At 61.7% G+C, this 20779-nt stretch carries 28 protein-coding genes; 15 read left to right on the forward strand and 13 right to left on the reverse strand.

The features are described from left to right. Positions 1-217 precede the first annotated feature (217 nt). The gene (locus RG540_RS06125) at positions 218-424 is read left to right on the forward strand and encodes a hypothetical protein (RefSeq protein WP_038593145.1); all 207 of its coding nucleotides are present in this window, start codon (positions 218-220) and stop codon (positions 422-424) included. On the opposite strand, the gene dprA is transcribed toward RG540_RS06125, so the two are convergent. From dprA to RG540_RS06145, 4 genes are read right to left on the reverse strand one after another with little or no spacing between them, the layout of a single operon-like run. Beyond that, the gene (dprA, locus tag RG540_RS06130) at positions 404-1546 is read right to left on the reverse strand and encodes a DNA-processing protein DprA (protein WP_038585746.1); all 1143 of its coding nucleotides are present in this window, start codon (positions 1544-1546) and stop codon (positions 404-406) included. The genes RG540_RS06125 and dprA overlap by 21 nt on opposite strands. A gap of 13 nt (positions 1547-1559) precedes the next feature. Continuing rightward, positions 1560-2177 carry a glycerol-3-phosphate 1-O-acyltransferase PlsY gene (gene plsY / locus RG540_RS06135; protein WP_038542039.1) on the reverse strand — a complete coding sequence of 206 codons (618 nt, stop codon included), beginning with the start codon at positions 2175-2177 and terminating at the stop codon, positions 1560-1562. A gap of 13 nt (positions 2178-2190) precedes the next feature. Then, positions 2191-3477, reverse strand: a complete 1287-nt coding sequence (locus tag RG540_RS06140; protein WP_038585748.1) for a dihydroorotase — start codon at positions 3475-3477, stop codon at positions 2191-2193. Then, positions 3474-4415, reverse strand: a complete 942-nt coding sequence (locus RG540_RS06145; protein WP_038585751.1) for an aspartate carbamoyltransferase catalytic subunit — start codon at positions 4413-4415, stop codon at positions 3474-3476. Before RG540_RS06145 ends, RG540_RS06140 begins: the two co-directional genes overlap by 4 nt. 202 nt (positions 4416-4617) lie before the next feature. Here RG540_RS06145 and RG540_RS06150 point away from each other — a divergent pair, with 202 nt between their 5' ends. Then, positions 4618-6270: an acyl-CoA dehydrogenase family protein gene (locus RG540_RS06150; RefSeq protein WP_038585754.1), complete on the forward strand. Its 1653-nt coding sequence runs from the start codon at positions 4618-4620 to the stop codon at positions 6268-6270. On the opposite strand, the gene RG540_RS06155 is transcribed toward RG540_RS06150, so the two are convergent. After that, complete coding sequence (locus tag RG540_RS06155) at positions 6252-7187, reverse strand: AEC family transporter (RefSeq protein WP_038585757.1); 936 nt, start codon at positions 7185-7187, stop codon at positions 6252-6254. The two genes, RG540_RS06150 and RG540_RS06155, sit on opposite strands and share 19 nt — an antisense overlap. A gap of 184 nt (positions 7188-7371) precedes the next feature. Between RG540_RS06155 and RG540_RS06160 the strand changes: the two genes are divergently transcribed. The 3 genes from RG540_RS06160 (at position 7372) to RG540_RS06175 (ending at position 9189) form a co-directional block, all read left to right on the forward strand. Next, complete coding sequence (locus tag RG540_RS06160; RefSeq protein WP_038585760.1) at positions 7372-8016, forward strand: TetR/AcrR family transcriptional regulator; 645 nt, start codon at positions 7372-7374, stop codon at positions 8014-8016. 66 nt (positions 8017-8082) lie between these two features. Further along, positions 8083-8568 (forward strand): group II truncated hemoglobin, encoded by a 486-nt coding sequence (locus RG540_RS06165; RefSeq protein ID WP_038542051.1) that lies wholly within the window; start codon positions 8083-8085, stop codon positions 8566-8568. 294 nt (positions 8569-8862) lie between these two features. Next, positions 8863-9189 carry a DUF6105 family protein gene (locus RG540_RS06175; RefSeq protein ID WP_038585766.1) on the forward strand — a complete coding sequence of 109 codons (327 nt, stop codon included), beginning with the start codon at positions 8863-8865 and terminating at the stop codon, positions 9187-9189. Here RG540_RS06175 and ruvX read toward each other — a convergent pair. Beyond that, positions 9132-9620, reverse strand: a complete 489-nt coding sequence (gene ruvX, locus RG540_RS06180; RefSeq protein WP_038593147.1) for a Holliday junction resolvase RuvX — start codon at positions 9618-9620, stop codon at positions 9132-9134. The genes RG540_RS06175 and ruvX overlap by 58 nt on opposite strands. Positions 9621-9752: 132 nt before the next feature. Here ruvX and RG540_RS06185 point away from each other — a divergent pair, with 132 nt between their 5' ends. From RG540_RS06185 to RG540_RS06200, 4 genes are all read left to right on the forward strand, one after another. Further along, complete coding sequence (locus tag RG540_RS06185) at positions 9753-10454, forward strand: metal-dependent hydrolase (RefSeq protein ID WP_038585769.1); 702 nt, start codon at positions 9753-9755, stop codon at positions 10452-10454. Positions 10455-10563: 109 nt separating this feature from the next. After that, positions 10564-10851 (forward strand): Asp-tRNA(Asn)/Glu-tRNA(Gln) amidotransferase subunit GatC, encoded by a 288-nt coding sequence (gatC, locus tag RG540_RS06190; protein ID WP_038542059.1) that lies wholly within the window; start codon positions 10564-10566, stop codon positions 10849-10851. A 57-nt stretch (positions 10852-10908) separates the two neighbouring features. Continuing rightward, positions 10909-12390: an Asp-tRNA(Asn)/Glu-tRNA(Gln) amidotransferase subunit GatA gene (gene gatA, locus RG540_RS06195; RefSeq protein WP_038585772.1), complete on the forward strand. Its 1482-nt coding sequence runs from the start codon at positions 10909-10911 to the stop codon at positions 12388-12390. 63 nt (positions 12391-12453) lie between these two features. Beyond that, positions 12454-12720 carry a hypothetical protein gene (locus RG540_RS06200; protein ID WP_038585775.1) on the forward strand — a complete coding sequence of 89 codons (267 nt, stop codon included), beginning with the start codon at positions 12454-12456 and terminating at the stop codon, positions 12718-12720. 13 nt (positions 12721-12733) lie between these two features. On the opposite strand, the gene RG540_RS06205 is transcribed toward RG540_RS06200, so the two are convergent. From RG540_RS06205 to RG540_RS06215, 3 genes are all read right to left on the reverse strand, one after another. After that, positions 12734-13024 carry a type II toxin-antitoxin system RelE/ParE family toxin gene (locus RG540_RS06205; RefSeq protein WP_038585777.1) on the reverse strand — a complete coding sequence of 97 codons (291 nt, stop codon included), beginning with the start codon at positions 13022-13024 and terminating at the stop codon, positions 12734-12736. Then, entirely contained in the window at positions 13014-13199 is a 186-nt protein-coding gene (locus tag RG540_RS06210) for a hypothetical protein (protein WP_038585779.1), read from the reverse strand. The genes RG540_RS06205 and RG540_RS06210 overlap by 11 nt, the downstream gene beginning before the upstream one ends. Before the next feature lie 95 nt (positions 13200-13294). Continuing rightward, positions 13295-13552, reverse strand: a complete 258-nt coding sequence (locus RG540_RS06215; protein ID WP_038593150.1) for a YjhX family toxin — start codon at positions 13550-13552, stop codon at positions 13295-13297. 281 nt (positions 13553-13833) lie between these two features. Between RG540_RS06215 and RG540_RS06220 the strand changes: the two genes are divergently transcribed. After that, positions 13834-14343, forward strand: coding sequence for a GNAT family N-acetyltransferase (locus RG540_RS06220; protein ID WP_038542067.1), 510 nt, complete (start codon positions 13834-13836; stop codon positions 14341-14343). On the opposite strand, the gene RG540_RS06225 is transcribed toward RG540_RS06220, so the two are convergent. After that, on the reverse strand, positions 14340-14663 hold the full coding sequence (locus tag RG540_RS06225) for a DUF1294 domain-containing protein (protein WP_038585781.1): 324 nt from the start codon (positions 14661-14663) through the stop codon (positions 14340-14342). The two genes, RG540_RS06220 and RG540_RS06225, sit on opposite strands and share 4 nt — an antisense overlap. A gap of 141 nt (positions 14664-14804) precedes the next feature. Here RG540_RS06225 and gatB point away from each other — a divergent pair, with 141 nt between their 5' ends. The 5 genes from gatB (at position 14805) to RG540_RS06250 (ending at position 18307) form a co-directional block, all read left to right on the forward strand. Beyond that, complete coding sequence (gene gatB / locus RG540_RS06230; protein ID WP_038585783.1) at positions 14805-16310, forward strand: Asp-tRNA(Asn)/Glu-tRNA(Gln) amidotransferase subunit GatB; 1506 nt, start codon at positions 14805-14807, stop codon at positions 16308-16310. Between the two features lie 5 nt (positions 16311-16315). Next, positions 16316-16822: a GNAT family N-acetyltransferase gene (locus RG540_RS06235; protein ID WP_038542070.1), complete on the forward strand. Its 507-nt coding sequence runs from the start codon at positions 16316-16318 to the stop codon at positions 16820-16822. 25 nt (positions 16823-16847) lie between these two features. Next, on the forward strand, positions 16848-17309 hold the full coding sequence (locus RG540_RS06240) for a GNAT family N-acetyltransferase (protein ID WP_038585785.1): 462 nt from the start codon (positions 16848-16850) through the stop codon (positions 17307-17309). Between the two features lie 103 nt (positions 17310-17412). Further along, a complete protein-coding gene (locus RG540_RS06245; RefSeq protein WP_038593153.1) occupies positions 17413-17811 on the forward strand; it encodes an NADH:ubiquinone oxidoreductase subunit NDUFA12 in 399 nt (132 codons plus the stop codon). A gap of 76 nt (positions 17812-17887) precedes the next feature. Next, a complete protein-coding gene (locus tag RG540_RS06250; protein WP_037081092.1) occupies positions 17888-18307 on the forward strand; it encodes a DUF2155 domain-containing protein in 420 nt (139 codons plus the stop codon). 7 nt (positions 18308-18314) lie between these two features. On the opposite strand, the gene aat is transcribed toward RG540_RS06250, so the two are convergent. The 3 genes from aat to accB are packed head-to-tail and all read right to left on the reverse strand — an operon-like array spanning position 18315 to position 20754. Further along, entirely contained in the window at positions 18315-18932 is a 618-nt protein-coding gene (gene aat / locus RG540_RS06255; RefSeq protein WP_038585787.1) for a leucyl/phenylalanyl-tRNA--protein transferase, read from the reverse strand. Positions 18933-18940: 8 nt separating this feature from the next. Continuing rightward, positions 18941-20287: an acetyl-CoA carboxylase biotin carboxylase subunit gene (accC, locus tag RG540_RS06260; RefSeq protein WP_038585790.1), complete on the reverse strand. Its 1347-nt coding sequence runs from the start codon at positions 20285-20287 to the stop codon at positions 18941-18943. An 8-nt stretch (positions 20288-20295) separates the two neighbouring features. Continuing rightward, positions 20296-20754, reverse strand: coding sequence for an acetyl-CoA carboxylase biotin carboxyl carrier protein (gene accB, locus RG540_RS06265; RefSeq protein WP_038542081.1), 459 nt, complete (start codon positions 20752-20754; stop codon positions 20296-20298). Positions 20755-20779 lie beyond the last annotated feature (25 nt).

Genomic DNA, 20779 nt, shown 5'->3' on the forward strand with positions numbered 1-20779 from the left:
GGCACCGTTGCGGTCCAGGCGGAAATCTGACCTCCCGACATGGAGGGCGTTTGCCTCGCGGTCAAGGGGCGAGGGCCAAATTATAGGGTACAACGAGACGCAACCTGGGGAGGATATACAATTGATTGCAATCTTAAATAAATGCGATATGGTCCGCAGCATACCTCAAGGTGAATTTATTTGGACTGACGGTCGGCTTTTTTTGAGAGGACAGAATATGGTTTCTCGGGGTGAGGCGAATGGCCGGCGTGACGACGATACCAGGGAAAATATCGCCTATATAAGGCAGATGCTGGGGGAACTCCGGCAGGTCGCCTTGGGTGAGGGCGCGGACATGCTCTGCTACCTCATCGAAATGGCCTATGTGGAGGCGGGAGACGTCCAGGCGGGCAGGCGCCCCCGTTCAGTCTTCCATCGCGAGTGAGACCATTCCGCCGGCGTGGCGATGCAGCCGGGCGGCGAGATCGAGTTCCAGCAGCACGAGATAGACGGACGAGGCGGGCAGGCCGGTGTGGCGGATGATATCGTCGACATCGACTGGTGTCGGCCCGAGCGCCGAGACGATGACCGCCCGGTCGTCGTCATTGGGCGGCAGCATCTCGCCGCCCTCCTTCGGTTCTTCGACCATCGGCTGGTTGAAGAGATCGAGTTGTGACAGCGGCGCAAGCGCCTCGATCACATCGGCCGATCCTGTGGTGACGATCGCGCCCTGTTTCAGGAGCCCGTTGGTGCCGTGGCAGCGCGGATCGAGCGGCGAACCGGGCACGGCAAAGACCAGACGTCCGAAATCAGTCGCAATTCTTGCGGTGATCAGCGAGCCCGAGCGCTCCGCCGCCTCGATCACCACCACCCCCAGCGAAATGCCGGATATCAGCCGGTTTCGGCGAGGGAAATCCCGCGCACGGGGTTCCCAGCCGAATGGCATTTCGCTGACCGCAAGGCCGGCGCCCTCGGTGATTTCCTCGAGCAAAGGGATGTTTTCCGGCGGATAGGGCTGGTCGAGCCCGCCGGCGAGCACTGCGATTGTTCCGGTTTCCAGGCTGGCGCGATGGGCGGCGGTATCGATGCCGCGGGCAAGGCCTGACGTCACCGTATAACCGGCGCGGCCGCAATCCCTTGCGATCATCGCCGCGAACTTGGCGCCCGATATAGAGGCATTGCGCGATCCGACGACGCCGACGGACGGGCGCGTTGCGGCTGAAAGGTCGCCCTTCATGGCCAGAAGCGGTGGGGCGCCTTCGATCTGACGAAGCGCCGGCGGATAGTCGGGTTCGCCGATGCCGACGAAGCGAGCGCCAAAGCGATGCGCCGCCTCAAGCTCGCGTTCGGCCTCCTGCACGCCGGCAATCCGAATCGCCCTGGTCGCTCCGCCGCGGGCGGAAAGTTCCGGCAGCATGGCAAGCGCGTTTTCCGCCGAGCCGCAATGATTGATGAGGTCTCTGAATGTGGCGGGGCCGACATTGTCGGAGCGGATCAGCCTCAGCCAGGCGATCCTCTGCCTCTCCGTCAGCGCAATTCCTGTTCGTTTCGCGCTGCCGTCCGGCATTGTTTCCCCCGGTCTATCCCTTTTGGCCGATCCTGCTTTCTGTGCCGGCGATCAACCGCTTGATGTTGGCTTCATGCTTCCACCAGGAAATCACCGTCATGACGGCCATGACCAGCGCGATCTTCGGCTCGTTTAAGAACCACAGCACAACCGGAATGACAAGGGTTGCAACCAGAGCGGCGAGCGACGAATATTTGCTGATCCTGGCGACGCCGAGCCAGATCGCCGCAAACACCAGCACCATCCACGGCGCGACGCCAAGCAGCGTGCCGATATAGGTGGCGACGCCCTTGCCGCCCTTGAAGCCGAGCCAGACCGGGAAGAGATGGCCCATAAAGGCTGCAAAACCGGCAAGCAGCCCGGCTTCTTTCCCGAACAGATACCAGGCGACCAGCGCAGCGACGGTCGCCTTCAGTGCGTCGAGCAGCAGGGTGGCGGCCGCGAGCTTCTTGTTGCCGGTGCGCAGCACGTTGGTGGCGCCGATATTGCCCGATCCGATCGAGCGGATATCGCCGAGGCCCGCCGCACGGGTGAGGATCAGGCCGAAGGGAATGGAACCGAGCAGATAGCCGAACACCAGTGCGGCCAGCGCGATCGGCAGGGTGATCTGCCAGTTGAAGAGTTCACTCACGCCCGTGCTCCCCTTAAAGCGTATAGACGCACTTGCCGGCCACATAGGTGGCGACGGCGCGGCCCGAGAAACGCGCGTCCTCGAACGGCGTATTCTTCGACCGCGACAAGATCATATCCTTTGAAACGATCCAAGGCTCGTCGAGGTCGATCAGCGTGATATCGGCCTTGGCGCCGGGCTTCAGCGTGCCGGCATCGAGCCCAAAGATCTGCGCCGGCCGGGTCGACATCGCATCGATCAGACGCATCAGCGGCACGCGACCGTCATGGTGCAGGCGCAGCGCTGCGGCGAGCAGCGTCTCCAGCCCGATCGCGCCGTCCTCGGCATCGGCAAACGGCAGGCGCTTGGTATCGACGTCCTGCGGATCATGCGAAGAGACGATGATATCGATCGTGCCGTCGGCAAGAGCGTCGGCCATCGCGACGCGATCGTCCTCGGAGCGCAGCGGCGGCGACAGCTTGAAGAAGGTGCGGTACTCGCCGATGTCGTTCTCGTTAAGCGCCAGATGGTTGATCGAGACGCCGCAGGTGGCGTTGGCGCCGCGGGTGCGGGCGACGCGCATCGCTTCGGCCGATTCCGCCACGGAAATCTTCGCCGCATGATATTTCGCCCGCGTCAGGCCGGCGATCCTCAAGTCCCGTTCGAGCGGGATGATCTCCGCTTCCTTCGGCACGCCGGACAGGCCGAGCCAGCTGGCGAACAGACCTTCGTTCATCACACCGTTGCCGAGGTATTTTTCGCGCAGTTCCAGCGAGACGACCGCATCAAATTCGCGCGCATAGGTCATTATGCGGCGCAGGAGCAGCGTATCGGAAAGCCCATGCCGGCCGTTGGTGAAGGCGACGGCGCCCGACTGCTGCAGCAGGCCGATCTCGGTCATCTCCTTGCCGGCAAGCCCCTTGGTGAGGGCGGCGGCGGGATGGACGTTGACGACCGCCTTGTCGCGGGCCGTCTTCTGCACGAATTCGACGAGCGCGATATCGTCGATCACAGGGTCGGTGTCAGGCATCATGATGAAGGAGGTGATGCCGCCGGCTGCCGCAGCCCGGCTTGCCGATTCGATCGTCTCAGTGTGCTCGGCGCCCGGTTCGCCGACATAGACGCGGGCATCGACCAGGCCAGGTGTCGCGACGAGGCCCTGACAGTCCCGGATCGTCGCACCTTCTGGTGCGCCCTGGTTCTGGGCATCCTTGCCGGATGCAAGGATGCGGCCGTCAGCGCCGATGATGATCGTGCCGGTCTCGTCGAGATTGCGCGACGGGTCGATGATGCGGAGGTTCTTGAGGACGGTCGGGGTCATGCGCGTTCTCCCTGGTTCTGGGAGATGAGCAGGGCCTCCATCACGGCCATGCGCACCGCGACCCCCATTTCCACCTGTTGCTCGATGACGCTTTGCGGACCATCGGCCACCTCGGAGGCGATCTCGACGCCGCGGTTCATCGGGCCGGGATGCATGACGAGCGCATCTGGCCTGGCGGCCTTCAGCTTTTCGGCGTCGAGCCCGTAGAAGCGGAAATATTCGCGCACCGACGGCACGAAGGCGCCGGCCATGCGCTCGCGCTGCAGGCGCAGCATCATCACCACGTCGGCATCCTTGAGACCCTCTTCCATGGAGTGGAAGACCTCGACGCCCATGTCCCTGATGCCGGTGGGAAGTAGCGTCGAAGGCGCCACCACGCGAACCCGCGCGCCCATGGCGTTGAGCAGGAGGATATTGGAGCGAGCGACCCGCGAATGCAGAACATCGCCGCAGATGGCGACGATGATGCGCGACAGCTTGCCCTTGGCGCGGCGGATGGTCAGCGCGTCGAGCAGCGCCTGGGTCGGATGCTCGTGCTGGCCGTCGCCGGCATTGATGACAGAGCAGGCGACCTTTTGCGCCAGAAGTGCGGCGGCACCGGCCGAGGAATGGCGCAACACCAGCACGTCGGGGCGCATGGCGTTGAGCGTCATCGCCGTGTCGATCAGCGTCTCGCCCTTTTTGACCGAGGAATTGCCGACCGACATGTTCATCACATCGGCGCCGAGGCGTTTGCCGGCGAGCTCGAAGGACGATTGGGTGCGGGTGGAAGCTTCGAAGAACAGGTTGATCTGGGTGAGTCCGCGCAGCGTGGAGGTCTTTTTCTCCCGCTGCCTGGAAATCTTCACAGCCTCGTCGGCCTTGTCGAGAAGAAAGGTGATGTCTTGTTCGGTAAGGCCCTTGATGCCAATCAGATGGCGATGAGGGAAGAAGACCATGGACACGTCTCCGCTTGCGTTCGGCGGTCTATAATGACTGCCGACAAGCGCTGCAAGCGGGCGAGGGACTTATCTCACTGCTTGTTTGTCCATTGTCGCTCGCAGCGGTTTCTCGACGCGGGTGCGGCCTTTTGTTGAGAACGCCAGAAATCCTGAACGGGCGCCGTTCCCAGGCCCGGTAACTTCCGCTAGAACCCGTTTCATGAACCAGATGTCGCGCGCCGAAGAAAAATTTGCCGAACTGAACCAGCCAAAACCCTGGTCCGGCATCAATGCCTACCGATCCGATCCGCTGGTCGTCGACCTGACGAGCACGCTGAACCGCACCATCCGCGAGGAATACGACCAGCTCGGCCGTTACGTCACCTCGCCGGAGGCGCAGGAACTGGCGCGCATGGCGAACGAGAACCCTCCGAAGCTGAAGACCCACGGTCCGCGCGGCGAGCGGCTCGACGTCGTCGAGTTCCACCCGGCCTGGCACGCGCTGATGCGCCGTTCGATGCAGACCGGCCTGCATTCCTCCGTCTGGGAAAACATTCCGGAAGCCAAGGGCCACGAGCATAAGGCGCGGGCGACGCGTTTCTATCTGTCGGCGCAGCTCGAATGCGGCCATTTGTGCCCGCTGACCATGACCAGCGCCTCGATCGCCGCGCTGATGGCGTCGCCTCGCGTCCAGAAGGAATGGGCGCCAAAAATCCTGTCGCGCAAATACGATTCGACGAATCGCCCTGCCTTGCAGAAGAGCGCGGTCACCCTTGGTATGGGCATGACCGAGAAGCAGGGCGGCACGGACGTGCGCGCCAACCGCTCGACCGCCGAACGCGTCGGCGAGGGCATCTACCGGCTCTCCGGTCACAAGTGGTTCATGTCGGCGCCGATGAGCGACGGTTTCGTCATGCTGGCAAAGACCGGCGACGGGATCGGCTGCTTTTTGGTGCCGCGGTTGCTCGAGGACGGGTCGGCGAACGGCCTGCAGTTCCAGCGCCTGAAGGACAAGCTCGGCAATCGCTCGAACGCGTCCTCCGAAGTCGAATTCACCGATGCCTTCGGTTATCTGTTGGGCGAGCCGGGCGGCGGCATCCGCACCATTCTCGACATGGTGACGCTGACGCGGCTCGATTGCGCGCTGGCATCTGCCGGTATCATGCGCGCCTCGCTCGCCGAAGCGGTCCACCACACCCGCGGCCGCAGCGTCTTCGGCAAGAAGCTCGTCGATCAGCCGCTGATGACGCGCGTCCTCGCCGACATGGCGCTCGACGTGGCTGCCGCGACGGCGCTCGCTTTCAGGCTCGCCGATTCCTTCGATCGCGCCGCCAGCAACCCGGCCGACGCGGCTTTTGCCCGGGTCATGACGCCGGTCATCAAATACTGGAACTGCAAGATTGCGCCGTCGCTGATCTATGAAGCGATGGAGTGCATCGGCGGCAACGGCTATATCGAGGAACGGCCGATCGCCCGGCATTATCGCGAGGCTCCGGTCAACGCGATCTGGGAAGGTTCCGGCAACGTGATGGCGCTCGACGTGCTCCGGGTCCTGTCGCGGGGGCGGGACCTGTTCAACACGGTGCTCGCCGGTTTCGAGCGGGATCTCGGTCCTGCGGGCAAAAAGACGGTCGAAGTGCTGCGCGCCGCCATGGCGCTTTGCGAAACCGACGAGGGCGCTGCCCGGCTTCTGGTAGAGCAGCTGGCACTTGCGGCTGCGGCAGCCGAATTGGTGCGGCTCGGCGCCGGCAAGATCGCCGATGCTTTCCTGGAAACCCGGCTCGCCGGCGGCTGGCGCTCGACCTACGGCATGCTCGATGCCCGGTTCGACGCCCGTTATATCGTCGACCTGCTTTATCCAGCCGCCACGTAGGCGACGACCGTCATCACGACCGGAATGGTGAGGAACGAGGCGACGACCTGCAGGGTTGCCGCCGCCGCGTACATGTCCGCGTCGCCGTTCAACTGCTTTGCAAGCAGATAACCGTTCATCGCGGTCGGCACCGCGGCACTCAGCGCCAGAAGGACGAGGCCGTTGCCCTGGATCCCGCACAGCGCCCCGACACCGACGGCGACGATCGGGAAGGCGATCAGTTTCAAAAAGACGGCGAGGAGCGTGATCGGCCGCGGCCTGAGCGCGTCCATGATCCGGAGGCCGGCGCCAACCGTGATCAGACCGAGGCTCAGCGACGCCTGTGACAGCAGGTCGACCGTCACCATCACCGGCTCATAGATCGGAATGCCGATGAGGTTGACGACAATGCCGAGCGCCGTCGAGAGGATCAGCGGATTGGTACAGATCCTGTAGAGAATAGCCCTGTAGTTCCGGTCGTGGCCGGAGAACCACAACAGCACCGTCACGTTGATGAAGTTGAGCGGGATGATGATCGCCGCCATCACCAGGCCGACCGTAGTCAGGCCCTGCTGGCCGTAGGTCTTTGCGGCGATCGCCAGCGCCATGAAGGCGTTCCAGCGCGTCGCGGTCTGGAACAGCGAGGTATAGGCCGGTCCGCCGACGCGCAGGTTCCGCAGCAGCGGCCACGCCAACAGCAAGCCGCCCGACATCACCAGAACAGAAACGATCGCCGCGAAACTGACCGTCAGGTTTTCGGTATTCGAAAAATCCGCCTTGGCCATGGTCGAAAACAACAGGGCCGGAAACAGCACCCAATAGCTGCACTGTTCGAGCCCGTCCCAGAAATCGGGATTGATGATTGGCGCGCGTTTTAATCCTATGCCGAGGAGAACCAGCAGGAAAATCGGCAGAACGCTTTGGAAGACGATGAGCATGGAGGAGGGCACGTCGGTGGGAGACTACGATCTCGTTAGTCCTCCCATGCCGATAGTGCAATGTAAGAGCCCGCGAATTCAAGTGCGGCGCGCGCAATCCTGTGCATGGCCACCAAGACCGCTTGCGGCGGTTGATCGCCGGGACTATCGCGGTTGGTTAAGACGAAACCGAAACAGGCGAAAAATGCTCCAGATCCCTGAAGTCACAGCGCAAGAAGGTTCGGTCGCGAAAGTGCGCAGCCGCGCCGGCACCGAGCGGGCAATCTTCCTGGCCGCCCGCGCGCTGCTCGCCGAACAGGGTTTTCAGGGATTCGGCATCAACGCCGTGGCGCGCCGCGCCGGCTGTGACAAACAGCTCATCTATCGATATTATGGCGGTCTCGACGGGCTGATCGAAGCGATCGGCGCCGATCTCGGCACCTGGGTCAAGGACCGCATCCCGGAAGATACCGGCGGCATGTTCCTTCTGACCTACGGTGACCTGATGGAGAAGCTCTCCATCTATTTCATGGAAGCGCTGCGCGACGATCCGCTGGTCTGCAAGATCGTCGCCTGGGAGGTCTCGCAGGATACGCCGCAGGTCCGCCGGCTCTCGGAGGCGCGCACCAAGGCGCTCGGCAAATGGCTCGACAAGATGCGGGGCTCGCTGACGCCGCCGAAGGGCGTCGATGCCGCGACCACCAATGCGCTGCTGTTTGCGGCGATCCAGCACCTGGTGATATCGGCCGCCGTCAGCGGCCAGTTCGCCGGTCTGGCGCTGAAAACCGAGAAGGACTGGGACAAGGTCGGCAACGCGCTCCGCCGCCTGGTTCGTGCGATCTACGGCTGATCCGCGGCCAAGTCTTGAAGCCATGACGTCCGCCTCATATCTCTTCGGAAGACGGAGGGAGCGACCATGACCGTACCGACGCTATACGAATGGATCGGCGGCTTTGATGCGCTGCTGCGGCTAACGACGGAGTTCTATCGTCGCGTCCCGGCAGATGACCTGCTCGGCCCGGTCTTTGCCGGCATGGACAAGAACCATCCCGAGCATGTTGCAATGTTCATTGCCGAAGTCATCGGGGGACCGAAACTCTATTCGGAACAACGCGGCGGTCACCCGGCGATGGTACGCCATCATCTTGAAAGGCACCTGACCGAGCCGATGCGCCGGCGATGGATCAATATTCTGCTCGACACCTATACGGATCTCGAACTTCCAGCAGACCCGGAGTTTACATCCGCACTGGTCGGCTATCTCGAATGGGGAACGCGGCTTGCGGTCGTCAATTCGCAGCCTGGAGCCAAGGTTTACGAGCATGCGCCGATGCCCGAATGGGGGTGGGGCGAAACCGGTGGTCCGTATATTCCGAAAAAGCCCAAATCGCCGGCAGCCTGACCTGCTCTATCCACAGGCGCACTTGCGAAATTAACCATTTCCCCCGGTTTCCGTTGCGGCAAATCCCTGCGGGCTTAAGTTCCACGTTAACGCACTGTTAACTACAACGTTTGCCGAGTATCCGCGTATGGGAACCACAATCAGGGACAGGGCATTGCTGCTTGTCATGACGACGATCTTCGCGGCGCTGGCACTTGATATTGCCGTTCCCGCACTGGTCCTGAGCCTTATGGCTCTATCGAGATGGCTGGTGTCCCTGGATGTTTATCCCGTCGAACTAAGGGGGAGGACCGCATGAAGTGGTTCCTGATTTTGTGGGCCGGCCCGGTCCTGCTGCTGTCCGGCTGGTACGGGCTTTCCTACTACGACATGAGCTTCGGCTTCTTCATGCTGACCCGCCAGACCCATGACCTGGTCTTCCAGATCTACGGCAATATCCTCGGCATCCCGCCGGAGACCATTCCACCTTTGGTGGCACGCGCCATGGTTTTCGATAGCCTGGTCGTGTTTGCCATTATCGCCTTCCGCAAGCGCCGCGAGATTGCTGCCTGGTGGCGGAAACGTCAGCTTGCGAAATCGGTCTCCCTGCCGAGCGAAGAGAGCCTGTCGAGAGCGCCCTGAAGAATGAAGCTCGCCGCGGCGGAATCGATCCGCTCGGCCCGCTTGGCCCGCGACACGTCCATTTCCAGAAGCGCTCGTTCGGCAGCGACCGTCGACAGTCGTTCGTCCCAGTAGACGAAGGGCAGGGCGGTCTTTTCTGACATCGAGCGTACGAAGGCGCGTGTCGCCTGAACCCTTGGACCGGCCGAGCCGTCCATGTTGGTCGGCAGGCCGATGACGAAGCCTGCCACCTTCTCCTTTTCCGCAAAGGCGAGCAGAACTTCCGCATCCTTGGTGAACTTCACCCGTTTGATGACGGGACGTGGCGTGGCAAAGCGCCGGCCGAGATCAGACATGGCAAGCCCGATCGTCTTGGTGCCGAGGTCGAGGCCGGCAATCGCCTGTGCGGGCCGCAGGGCTTCGGCCAGTTCCTCGATCGTCATCACTGTCATGCGTTCTTCATCCTCGGGATCCAAACAGGGTCTCAAAAGCGGGTTTTGTCCCACCCTCTGTCCCACTTCCCTTTAGCCTCATATCGGCTATGTGTCGTTACTATCCCACACTATATTGAAGGAGAGTTTTCCATGAAGATCACCTGGCTCGGCCATGCCGCCTTCCGCATCGAGACCGCCAAGGCCAAGATCCTGGTCGACCCGTTCCTGACCTATAACCCCGCGTTTGCCGGCCAGGACATCAAGGACGCCGCCGAAGGGCTGACCCATATCCTGCTGACTCACGGCCATGGCGACCATGTCGGCGATACGGTCCAGATCGCTAAGGAAACCGGTGCCGTCGTTCTCGCCAACTATGACCTCGGCGTCTGGCTGGCAAAGAAGGGCGTCGAGAAGCTCGAAATGGGCAATACCGGCGGTACGGTCGGTTTCGAAGGGTTCACCGCCACCTTCACCAACGCGCTGCACTCGTCTGCCTCGCTGACCGAAGACGGCGTTTCGCACTGCCTCGGCAATGCCAACGGCCTGATGCTGCATTTCGACGATGAACTCTCCGTCCTCCATATGGGCGATACCGACATCTTCTCGGACATGGCCCTGATCAACGAGTTGCACCAGCCGGATATCGGCATCGTGCCGATCGGCGACCGTTTCACCATGGGCGGTGCCGTCGCTGCGCTCGCCTGTCAGCGTTTCTTCGATTTCAAACACGCGCTGCCCTGCCACTATGGCCTGCCGGGCGTCGACCAGACGCCGGAAAAGTTCGTCAAGGGCATGGAAGGTTCGCGCACCCGGGTCGAGACGCCGGCTCCGGGCGGCAGCCTGACCTTCTGATTCGCATCCTTTCAGGCGGCGCGCCTTCGCAAATTGAGGCGCGCTCCCTGTTGCGAAGGTCGGGCATGGCCATTATAGCGAAGGGGAAATTTCCCATCGGAGTTATGCCATGTCCGTCGATCTCGCCACCGTCAAGCGCGTCGCGCGCCTTGCCCGCATTGCGGTCACCGAGGAAGATGCCAATCGCATGGTCGGCGAGCTGAACGGCATCATCAATTTCGTCGAGCAGCTCTCCGAAGTCGATGTCACGGGCGTCGAGCCGATGACGTCGGTGACCCCAATGAACATGCGCAAGCGCACCGACGCCGTCACCGACGGCGACAAGGCCGACGATATCGTCGCCAATGCGCCTTCTACCGACCACAATTTTTTCCTGGTGCCGAAGGTCGTCGAGTGAGCGCTGAATAGCGCCCCGCCGAACCTCCTCCTCGTATTCGAACCGTTTGAAGAGCCCATGACCGAACTCACCAGCCTCACCATTGCCGAAGCCCGCGAAAAGCTCAAAGCCAAGGAATTTACCTCGGTCGAGCTGACTGAGGCCTATCTTTCCGCGATCGACGCCGCCAACTCGGTGTTCAACGCCTATGTGGCGGTGACGCCGGAAAAGGCGCTCGATATGGCGAAGGCTTCTGACGAACGTCGTGCGAGCGGCCAGGTCGGCGCGCTCGAAGGCATTCCGCTTGGCATCAAGGACCTGTTCGCCACCCGCGACGTGCATACCCAGGCCTGCAGCCATATCCTCGACGGCTTCCTGCCGAAATACGAATCGACAGTTACCCAGAACCTCTGGGATGACGGCGCGGTCATGCTCGGCAAGCTGAACATGGACGAGTTCGCGATGGGCTCCTCCAACGAGACCTCCCATTACGGCGCCGTCGTCAATCCGTGGAAAGCGAAGGGCTCGAACCAGCAGCTGGTTCCGGGCGGCTCTTCCGGCGGCTCGGCCGCTGCCGTATCCGCATTCCTCTGCGCCGGCGCGACCGCCACTGATACCGGCGGTTCGATCCGCCAGCCGGCCGCCTTTACCGGCACCGTCGGCATCAAGCCGACCTATGGACGCTGCTCGCGCTGGGGCACGGTCGCCTTCGCATCCTCGCTCGACCAGGCCGGCCCAATCGCCCGCGATGTGCGTGATGCAGCGATCATGCTGCGGTCGATGGCGTCGGTCGATGCCAAGGACACCACCTCGGTCGACCTGCCGGTGCCGGATTACGAAGCCTCGCTCGGCCAGTCGCTGAAGGGCATGAAGATCGGCATTCCGAAGGAATACCGCGTCGAGGGCATGCCGGAAGAGATCGAGAAACTCTGGCAACAGGGCATTGCCTGGCTGAAGGATGCCGGTGCCGAGATCGTCGACATCACCCTGCCGCACACCAAATACGCGCTGCCGGCCTATTACATCGTTGCACCCGCCGAAGCCTCGTCGAACCTCGCCCGTTACGACGGCGTTCGCTACGGCCTGCGGGTCGACGGCAAGGACATCGTCGACATGTACGAAAAGACCCGCGCCGCCGGCTTCGGCACCGAGGTCAAGCGCCGCATCATGATCGGCACCTACGTTCTGTCGGCCGGTTATTACGACGCCTATTACCTGCAGGCGCAAAAAGTCCGCACGCTGATCAAGCGCGACTTCGAGATTGTCTTCGACGCCGGTGTCGATGCAATCCTGACGCCCGCCACCCCGTCGTCGGCCTTCGGCATTGCCGACGAGGACCTGGCGTCGGATCCGGTCAAGATGTACCTCAACGACATCTTTACGGTGACGGTCAACATGGCCGGCCTGCCGGGCATCGCCGTTCCTGCGGGCCTCGACGCCAAGGGCCTGCCGCTTGGCCTGCAGCTGATCGGCAAGCCGTTCGAGGAAGAAACCCTGTTCCGCACCGCTCATGTCATCGAACAGGCCGCCGGCCGGTTCACGCCGACGAAGTGGTGGTAAGCGGACTGATCATCCGGAAAATGACGGCCGCCGATCATCGGGCGGTCGCCGAGGAGATGGCTCATGGCTAAGACGGATCTGGCAGGATTGATCGAGGCTTTTGATCGCCTCGCGGCCAATGGTTTCACCATGGGTGCGGACTGGCAGGCAGTGCACGAAATCTGCCAGGCCCATGAGGGCGAACAGCCGTTCGACTGGGGCCACGCGCTCTGCCACCGCATCGAAGGCGACGACTCGAACGCCGACTACTGGTACCGCCGCGCCGGCAAGCGACGCACGGGCTCGGTCGGCGACGAATGGGCGGCGATGCGCGCCGAGCTTTCCGCTTAGGCCTGAGCAGCCTTCAGTCTTCCTGAGGCGGATAGAGCTTGCGCTGGTGGACGATCGTCAAAATATCCAGATCGCTTGGCGATAGTATCCGGTACACAATCGTATAAGGCAGACCGGAAATAGCGAACTCGCGCGTGTCTTCCACGCCGCCTTCTCGTCCAAGCAACGGAAAACTCTCGAATATCTCTATGACTTGCCGGATGCGGGACAGAACGCGATCGGCGGCATTGCGATCGAATTGAGAGATACGGATGTGAATTTCACCGAGATCCGCGATGGCCTGCGGGGTGAAATTAACGTTCAAAGCCGAACTTCTCCCAGACCTTCTTCGCCGGGGTCATCTTGGAGCGGTCTTCTGACTGCTTGAGCGCATTCCGGACCTTGTCATCCTTCCAGGAATCATAGTGCTCGTCGCCTGCCGCAGCCACCTGGGACTCGGTCAATTCCTTGAAGCTGATTTTGTCCTTTAGATCGCTCATGCCGATAAAATAACGCGAATAATGCCAAAGTCCAATTGCATTCGCCCAGCGATGGAAAACCGGTCTCCATCGAGAAGACCGGCCTTCGTTTTTTATTACCGATTGTCCTGCTCGGCCCTCACCAGCACCAATCCCCTTTCGGTGATGCGGTAAGGCCTGCCGCCCTGGGATTTGATCGCCTTCTTCTGCTTGAGCTTGCGGAAGGTGGTAAGGTCGAGGCCCGAGAAGGCCCAGCCTTCGCGGGTGACGAGCTGCAGTTTCTCAATCTTCCTGTTGTCGTCGCGGGTGATCTCGATCCTGCCGCCCTGGGCGAGCAGGTGGAGGATGCGCTGTTCGGCGCGGGAAATATCCATTGTCTTGATGTCCGGAAAAGCGCTCGTGAACGGGCGCACAAAAACGTTGCCGGCGTCGCGTGACGTCGGGGTTCTCGTTTTTGTCTGGGCCGGCGCGGCTTTAAGAGCGGGGCCGGCCCCTTACCGGGTCTCTACGGAAGAGAACATCAAAACTCCATCGATACGAAATCCGCACTAGGCGGGTTTTCCGCGGTCGTCAAGCGCCTGACGGAAACGCCCTATATGTTGCACTGGTCAAAGCGCAGACTCAGTGGTCTACTGAGGCTGCAACAGGGGAAGCTATGGCCCATATTCGCAATGCGCGTGAGGACGAGGTGGATATCCTGGCGGAAATCGGCTTCCGCTCCTGGGAAAAGGCCATGATGTCGATCGGCGAGATGACCGACATGCGCTCCGGCGCCCGCACCGCCTTCCAGAACTTCACGCGCTCCTCCTGGCTGACCATCACCGTCATCGAACAGGGCGGTAATGTCGCCGGCTGGGCGGCGCGTGAAAAACTCGACGAACTGATCTCCGATTTCTGGATCGATCCGTCCTTCAAGGGGCAGGGGCTCGGCCGCGCGCTACTCGTCGAGATCGAGGCCGAAATCGTCCACCAGGGTTTTGAAGTCGCCCGCGTCGAGACCCATGCCCGCAATACCGAAGCCATCGGTTTTTTCGAAAAGCAGGGCTATTCCATCAACTGGCTCTCCACCAGCTATTCCCCGAAGATCGATCGCGACGTGCAATCGGTCGGCCTATCGAAACGCCTCGTCCTCGAAGCGCCGGATACCTACGGGCCGAGCTTCTAGATCGCCCCAGCGATCGCCACGATCACCGACTTCGCTAATTCTGGCGCAAGTAGCCACGATGCCGCGCCGAGCGCATGAAGGATGATTATAATCATCAGCAGCGTGCGGAAAGGTTCCTTGCGGGTCTTGTGCCGAAGCATCTGCTGTGCGGCCAAGGCGCCCAGGCTGCCGCCAATGAAGGCTACACCCAGAAGCGTACGCTCGCTGATCCGCCATGTACCATCGATCGCCGCCTGCTTGTCCCACCAATAAACGCAGAATGCGATGACGTTCAGGAGTAGATATAGGATAAATAGCGCGAGTGGGGTTGATAGCTCCATTCCGCAATTTCACCAGAATCTGGTTAAAACCGGCTGAACTACAACACTCCACAGCGACCCCTGCGCGCAGCAAGCCTTGCACGTCTGCGCCATTTGCTCTACCTCCAGAAAACGCAATCGAGACCATTTCACGAGCATCAGATGACCCTTGTCGACGTCCGCACGCCCGATCCGAAACGCTTCATTCCCGGCGCCACCGGCGATTGGGAGGTCATCATCGGTCTGGAGGTGCACGCCCAGGTTCTCTCCAATTCCAAGCTCTTCTCCGGCGCTTCGACCGAGTTCGGCAAGCCGGCCAATTCCAACGTCTCGCTCGTCGATGCGGCCATGCCCGGCATGCTTCCCGTGATCAACGAGGAATGCATCAAGCAGGCGGTGCGCACCGGGCTTGGCTTGAAGGCCGCGATCAACAAGCGCTCGCTGTTCGACCGCAAGAACTATTTCTACCCGGACCTGCCGCAGGGCTATCAGATCTCCCAGTTCAAGGATCCGATCGTCGGCGAAGGCAAGATCGTCATCTCGCTCGGCCCGGACCGCCAGGGCCAGTTCGAGGATATCGAGATCGGTATCGAGCGACTGCATCTCGAACAGGATGCCGGCAAGTCGATGCACGACCAGCATCCGACCATGTCCTATGTGGACCTGAACCGCTCGGGCGTGGCTCTGATGGAGATCGTCTCCAAGCCCGACATGCGCTCTTCCGACGAAGCCAAGGCCTACATGACCAAGCTGCGCTCGATCGTGCGCTATCTCGGCACCTGCGACGGCAACATGGACGAAGGCTCGATGCGCGCCGACGTCAACGTCTCGGTGCGCAAGCCCGGCGGTGAATTCGGCACCCGTTGCGAGATCAAGAACGTCAATTCGATCCGCTTCATCGGCCAGGCGATCGAATACGAAGCGCGTCGCCAGATCGGCATTCTCGAAGACGGCGGTTCGATCGATCAGGAAACTCGCCTGTTCGACCCGAACAAGGGCGAGACGCGCTCGATGCGTTCCAAGGAAGACGCGCACGACTACCGCTACTTCCCGGATCCGGACCTGCTGCCGCTCGAATTCGACGATGCCTTCATCGCCGAGCTGGAAAAGTATCTGCCGGAACTGCCGGACGACAAGAAGGCGCGTTTCGTGCGCGAGCTCGGCCTGTCGATCTACGACGCCTCGGTGCTGGTCTCCGAAAAGGCGATCGCCGATTATTTCGAGGCGGTTGCCGAAGGCCGCGACGGCAAGACGGCCGCCAACTGGGTGATCAACGACTTGCTCGGTGCCTTGAACAGAACCGGCAAAGACATTGAAGAGACTCCGGTTTCGCCCGCCCAGCTCGGCAGCATCATCGACCTCATCAAGGCCGAGACGATCTCCGGCAAGATCGCCAAGGACCTGTTCGAGATCGTGCTCAACGAAGGCGGTGACCCGGCCGAACTCGTCGAGAGCCGCGGCATGAAGCAGGTCACCGATACCGGCGCAATCGAGGCCGCCGTCGACGAGATCATCGCTGCCAATCCGGACCAGGTCGCCAAGGTCAAGGCAAAGCCCACGCTCGCCGGCTGGTTCGTCGGCCAGGTCATGAAGTCGACCGGCGGCAAGGCCAATCCGCAGGCCGTCCAGGCACTGGTCAAGGCGAAGCTCGGGATCGAGGAGGAGTAGGCCCGATGGTCTACTTCGTCCGCACCGCCGGTGAAGCTGACGTCGAGCAGATCCGCGCCCTGCTGGCGGCGACTTTTCACGATACCTATGATCCGTTCTACGGGGCCGACAAGGTCAGGAGGATGGTCGACGGCTGGCATTCTCCGGGCGCCGTCAAGGCGCGTATCCAGAAGCGCGGCGGCGAGTTCCTCGTAGCCGACAACGGCAAGGATATCGGCGGCATCGGTTATGCCGCCATGTATCCGAAAATGGTGAAGACGGCGATGCTGCACCAGCTCTACGTCAAACCGTCCTGCCAGAACGAGGGCATTGGCCGCGACATCTTCGCCGAGCTCGAAACCTGTTTTCCAGATGCCGAGATCATGCGGGTCGAGGTGGCACTGCCGAACGTGCGCGCGATGTCCTTCTACGAGAGGCTCGGGTTTTCCGAGGTCGACCGGATGGAGGAATGGGGCGCTCCCAATTCTGGCCTGCCGGCGATCATCATGGAGAAGCGGCTGGAGTTGCGTTAGATCTCGACACCGAAGAGGAGCTTGCATGGCCGATATCGTGATCCGCCGAGCGCGGGAAGCCGACCTTCCCGAACTCGTCACCCTGTTTGCAGCCGATGATATCGGCGGCCATGGCGACACGACGGACGAGGGCGCCTTCGACGACTACCTGCGCGCCTTCAATGTCATCGATGCCTCGCAGAACGAACAGCTTTTCGTCGCCGAACTGGAAGGCGAAGTGGTCGGCACGTTCCAGATCCTCTTCAACCGCACGCTGACGGGCCGGGGATCGCTGGCGATGATCCTGGAAGCGGTGCAGACGCGCGGCGATATGCGCGGCAAGGGCATCGGCGGTCAGATGATCCATCATGCGATCGAGGAAGCCAGGCGCCGCGGTTGCCGCCAGGTCGCGCTCACCTCCAACATGGCCCGCACGGACGCGCATCGCTTCTATGAACGGCTCGGCTTCGCCAAAAGCCATTTCGGCTTCAAGATGAAGCTCAAATGACCGTGCGCGACATTTGGAATCACTGGACATCGAAGGCGTCAAGCGGCATAAGCGGATCAACTACTTCGATCGTCATCCTGTTTGCCAAGCCGACGGAACATCCATGAAAAACCTCCTGCTGCAGATCTTCACCTGGTGGAACGGACAGACCATGGGCACCCGGTTCTTCACCTGGCGTTTCGGCAAGAAGGTCGGCGAAGACGAGCTGGGCAATATCTATTACGAAGGTCCGATGACCTCCTGGGGCAAGCCGAAGCGCTGGGTGATCTACAAGGATTACGCCGAAGCCTCCGCGATCGGCCCCGGCTGGCACGGCTGGATGCACTACCGCACCGACGTTGCTCCGTCGCAGGAAGACTACAAGGCCCGCGAATGGGAAAAGGCGCACAAGCCCAATGCCACAGGCACGCCGCTTGCGTATCACCCGCAGGGCTCGCTTGCCGCCACCGGCGAACGCCCCCGCGTCACCGGCGATTACGACGCTTGGACACCCGGCAACTGACACCTGTTTTGGCCACAATCGCACTCTAGGTCTCGACGCCGACGGGATCGCCGGGACGGGAAGCACAATGGGATTGATGACGGTTTTTCCACGCAAGCCAATGGTCGGCGCATTGATCGCGCTTGCATCCGTGCTTGCGGCGGATGGTGTGTCTGCAGCGCGGTTGAACAATCCGGTCGCGGTCTTTGCCGGCATCGACAAGATCACCGGCCGCATCACGACATTCGATGTCTATGTCAACGAGACCGTTCAATACGGCGCGCTGCAGGTGACGCCAAAAGTCTGTTATTCCCGCGACGAGACGGAAGCCCAGAAGATCGATGGTTTCGTGGAAGTGGACGAGATCACTCTCGACCGCAAGATCCGTCGGATATTCACCGGCTGGATGTTCGCCGACAGCCCCGGCCTCAACGCCGTGGAACATCCGATCTATGACGTCTGGCTGACCGGCTGCAAGCAGAAGTCCGACGTGCCGCCGCCGAAGGCGACCAACTGATTCCCCTTCAGAATTTCAGATGCGGCAGATCGACAGCTTTTCTCAACAGCTTGAGATAGTCGTCCTTCGGGATGTCGATCGCGCCGAACGTCTTCAGATGCTCGGTGGTGAATTGCGTGTCGAGAAGCGTGAAGCCGTTCACCTTCAGCCGTTCCACCAGATGCGTCAGGCAGATCTTGGAGGCGTTGGTGCGCCTCGAAAACATGCTTTCCCCGAAGAAGGCCGAGCCGAGCGAAACGCCATAAAGGCCGCCGACCAGTTCATCGCCCTCGAAGGCCTCGACGCTATGCGCATGGCCCATGCGGTGCAACTCGATATAGAGCTTGCGGATGGTGGAGTTGATCCAGGTGCTCGGCCGGTCGCCGGCGGGCTCGGCGCAGAAGGCGATCACCCGTTCGAATGCCGTGTCGAAGCGGATGTCGAGCGGGCTCTTGCGGACCGCCTTGGCGAGGCTTTTCGAAATGTGGAAGCCGTCGAGCGGCAGGATGCCGCGCATTTCCGGCTCGACCCAGAAGATTTCCGGGTCGTCGGCGGATTCGGCCATCGGGAAAAGGCCGATGGAATAGGCGCGCAACAGGATTTCCGGGGTTATCGCCGGGTAATATCTGCCACGCCGCCCTGCCATCGATCTCCCTAATGCGTCTTGTCGCCGGCGAGATAGTGTTCCAGCCAGTGAATGTCATAATCGCCATTGGCGATATCCGGATTGTCAACGAGGTCCTGAAACAGCGGCAGCGTCGTCTTGATGCCGTCCACGACGAACTCGTCCAGCACACGGCGCAGGCGCATCATGCATTCGACGCGGGTGCGTCCGTGCACGATCAGCTTGCCGATCAGGCTGTCGTAATAGGGCGGGATCTTGTAGCCCGCATAGGCGCCGGAATCGACACGCACACCAAGGCCACCCGGCGCATGGAAATGCGTGATCGTGCCGGGCGACGGCACGAAAGTGCGCGGATCCTCGGCATTGATGCGGCATTCGATGGCATGGCCGGAGAACACGATATCTTCCTGGCGGACGGACAAGCCGCCACCGGAGGCGACGCGGATCTGTTCGTGCACGAGGTCGATGCCGGTGATCGCTTCGGTGACCGGATGCTCGACCTGAAGGCGGGTGTTCATTTCGATGAAATAGAACTCGCCGTTCTCGTAGAGGAACTCGACCGTGCCGGCGCCGCGATATTTCAGCTTTCGCATGGCATCGGCGCAGATCTCGCCGATCTTCATCCGCTGCTCGACATTGAGGGCCGGGGAGTTGGCCTCTTCCCAGACCTTCTGGTGGCGGCGCTGCAGCGAGCAGTCGCGTTCACCGAGATGGATGGCGTTGCCTTCGCCGTCACCGACAACCTGGATTTCGATGTGGCGCGGCTTTTCGAGATATTTTTCCATGTAGACGGCGTCGTTGCCGAAAGCGGCGAGCGCTTCGGAACGGGCAGTCGACACGGCTTCGTCGAGATCGGCCTCGGTCTTGGCGACCTTCATGCCGCGTCCGCCACCGCCGGCGGTTGCCTTGATCAGCACAGGGAAGCCGATCTGGCGGGCGATTTCCATCGCATTCTCGGGCTTCACTTCGCCTTCGGAACCGGGAACGACGGGGATGCCGAGTTCCTGCGCGGTCTGCTTGGCGGTGATCTTGTCGCCCATGATGCGGATATGGTCGGCGGTCGGGCCGATGAAGGTGATGCCGTGCGCGTCGAGGATATCCGCGAACTTGGCGTTTTCCGACAGGAAGCCGTAGCCCGGATGCACGGCGTCGGCGCCGGTGATTTCGCAGGCGGCGACGATCTGGTGAATGTTCAGGTAGCTGTCGCGCGACGGCGGCGGGCCGATGCACACGCTTTCGTCGGCAAGCCGCACATGCATGGCGTCGGCGTCGGCGGTGGAATGGACCGCGACGGTTGCGATGCCGAGTTCCTTGCAGGCACGAAGCACGCGAAGCGCGATTTCACCGCGGTTGGCTATGAGGATCTTGGAAATCATGGATGCGCCTACTCGATGACGACGAGCGGCTGGCCGTACTCGACGGGCTGAGCGTCGTTGACCAGGATTTCCGTGACCTTGCCGGAGCGCGGCGCCGGGATCTGGTTCATCGTCTTCATGGCTTCGATGATCAGCAGCGTCTGGCCTTCCTTGACGGTGGCGCCGACTTCGACGAAGGCGCGCGAGCCAGGGGCCGGGGAGAGGTAGATAGTGCCGACCATCGGCGCGGTCACGGCGTTCTTGTTGTCCTGCACGGCGGGCGCTGCAGCAACGGGAGCGGCTGCGGCGGCCGGGGCGTAGCCGGGCGCTGCGATCGGGGCCTGGACATACTGCATCGTGCCGGCGCGGGATACGCGGATACGCAGATCGTCCTGTTCGACTTCGATCTCGGTGAGGTCGGTCTCGTTGAGAATGTTCGCGAGGTCGCGGATCAGTCCCTTGTCGATACCGTTCTTCTTGTCAGACATGGCAAACCCTATTGTTCTGGTTATC

The organism is Neorhizobium galegae bv. orientalis str. HAMBI 540, assembly GCF_000731315.1.
In the GTDB taxonomy this organism is placed as follows: Bacteria; Pseudomonadota; Alphaproteobacteria; order Rhizobiales; family Rhizobiaceae; genus Neorhizobium; species Neorhizobium galegae.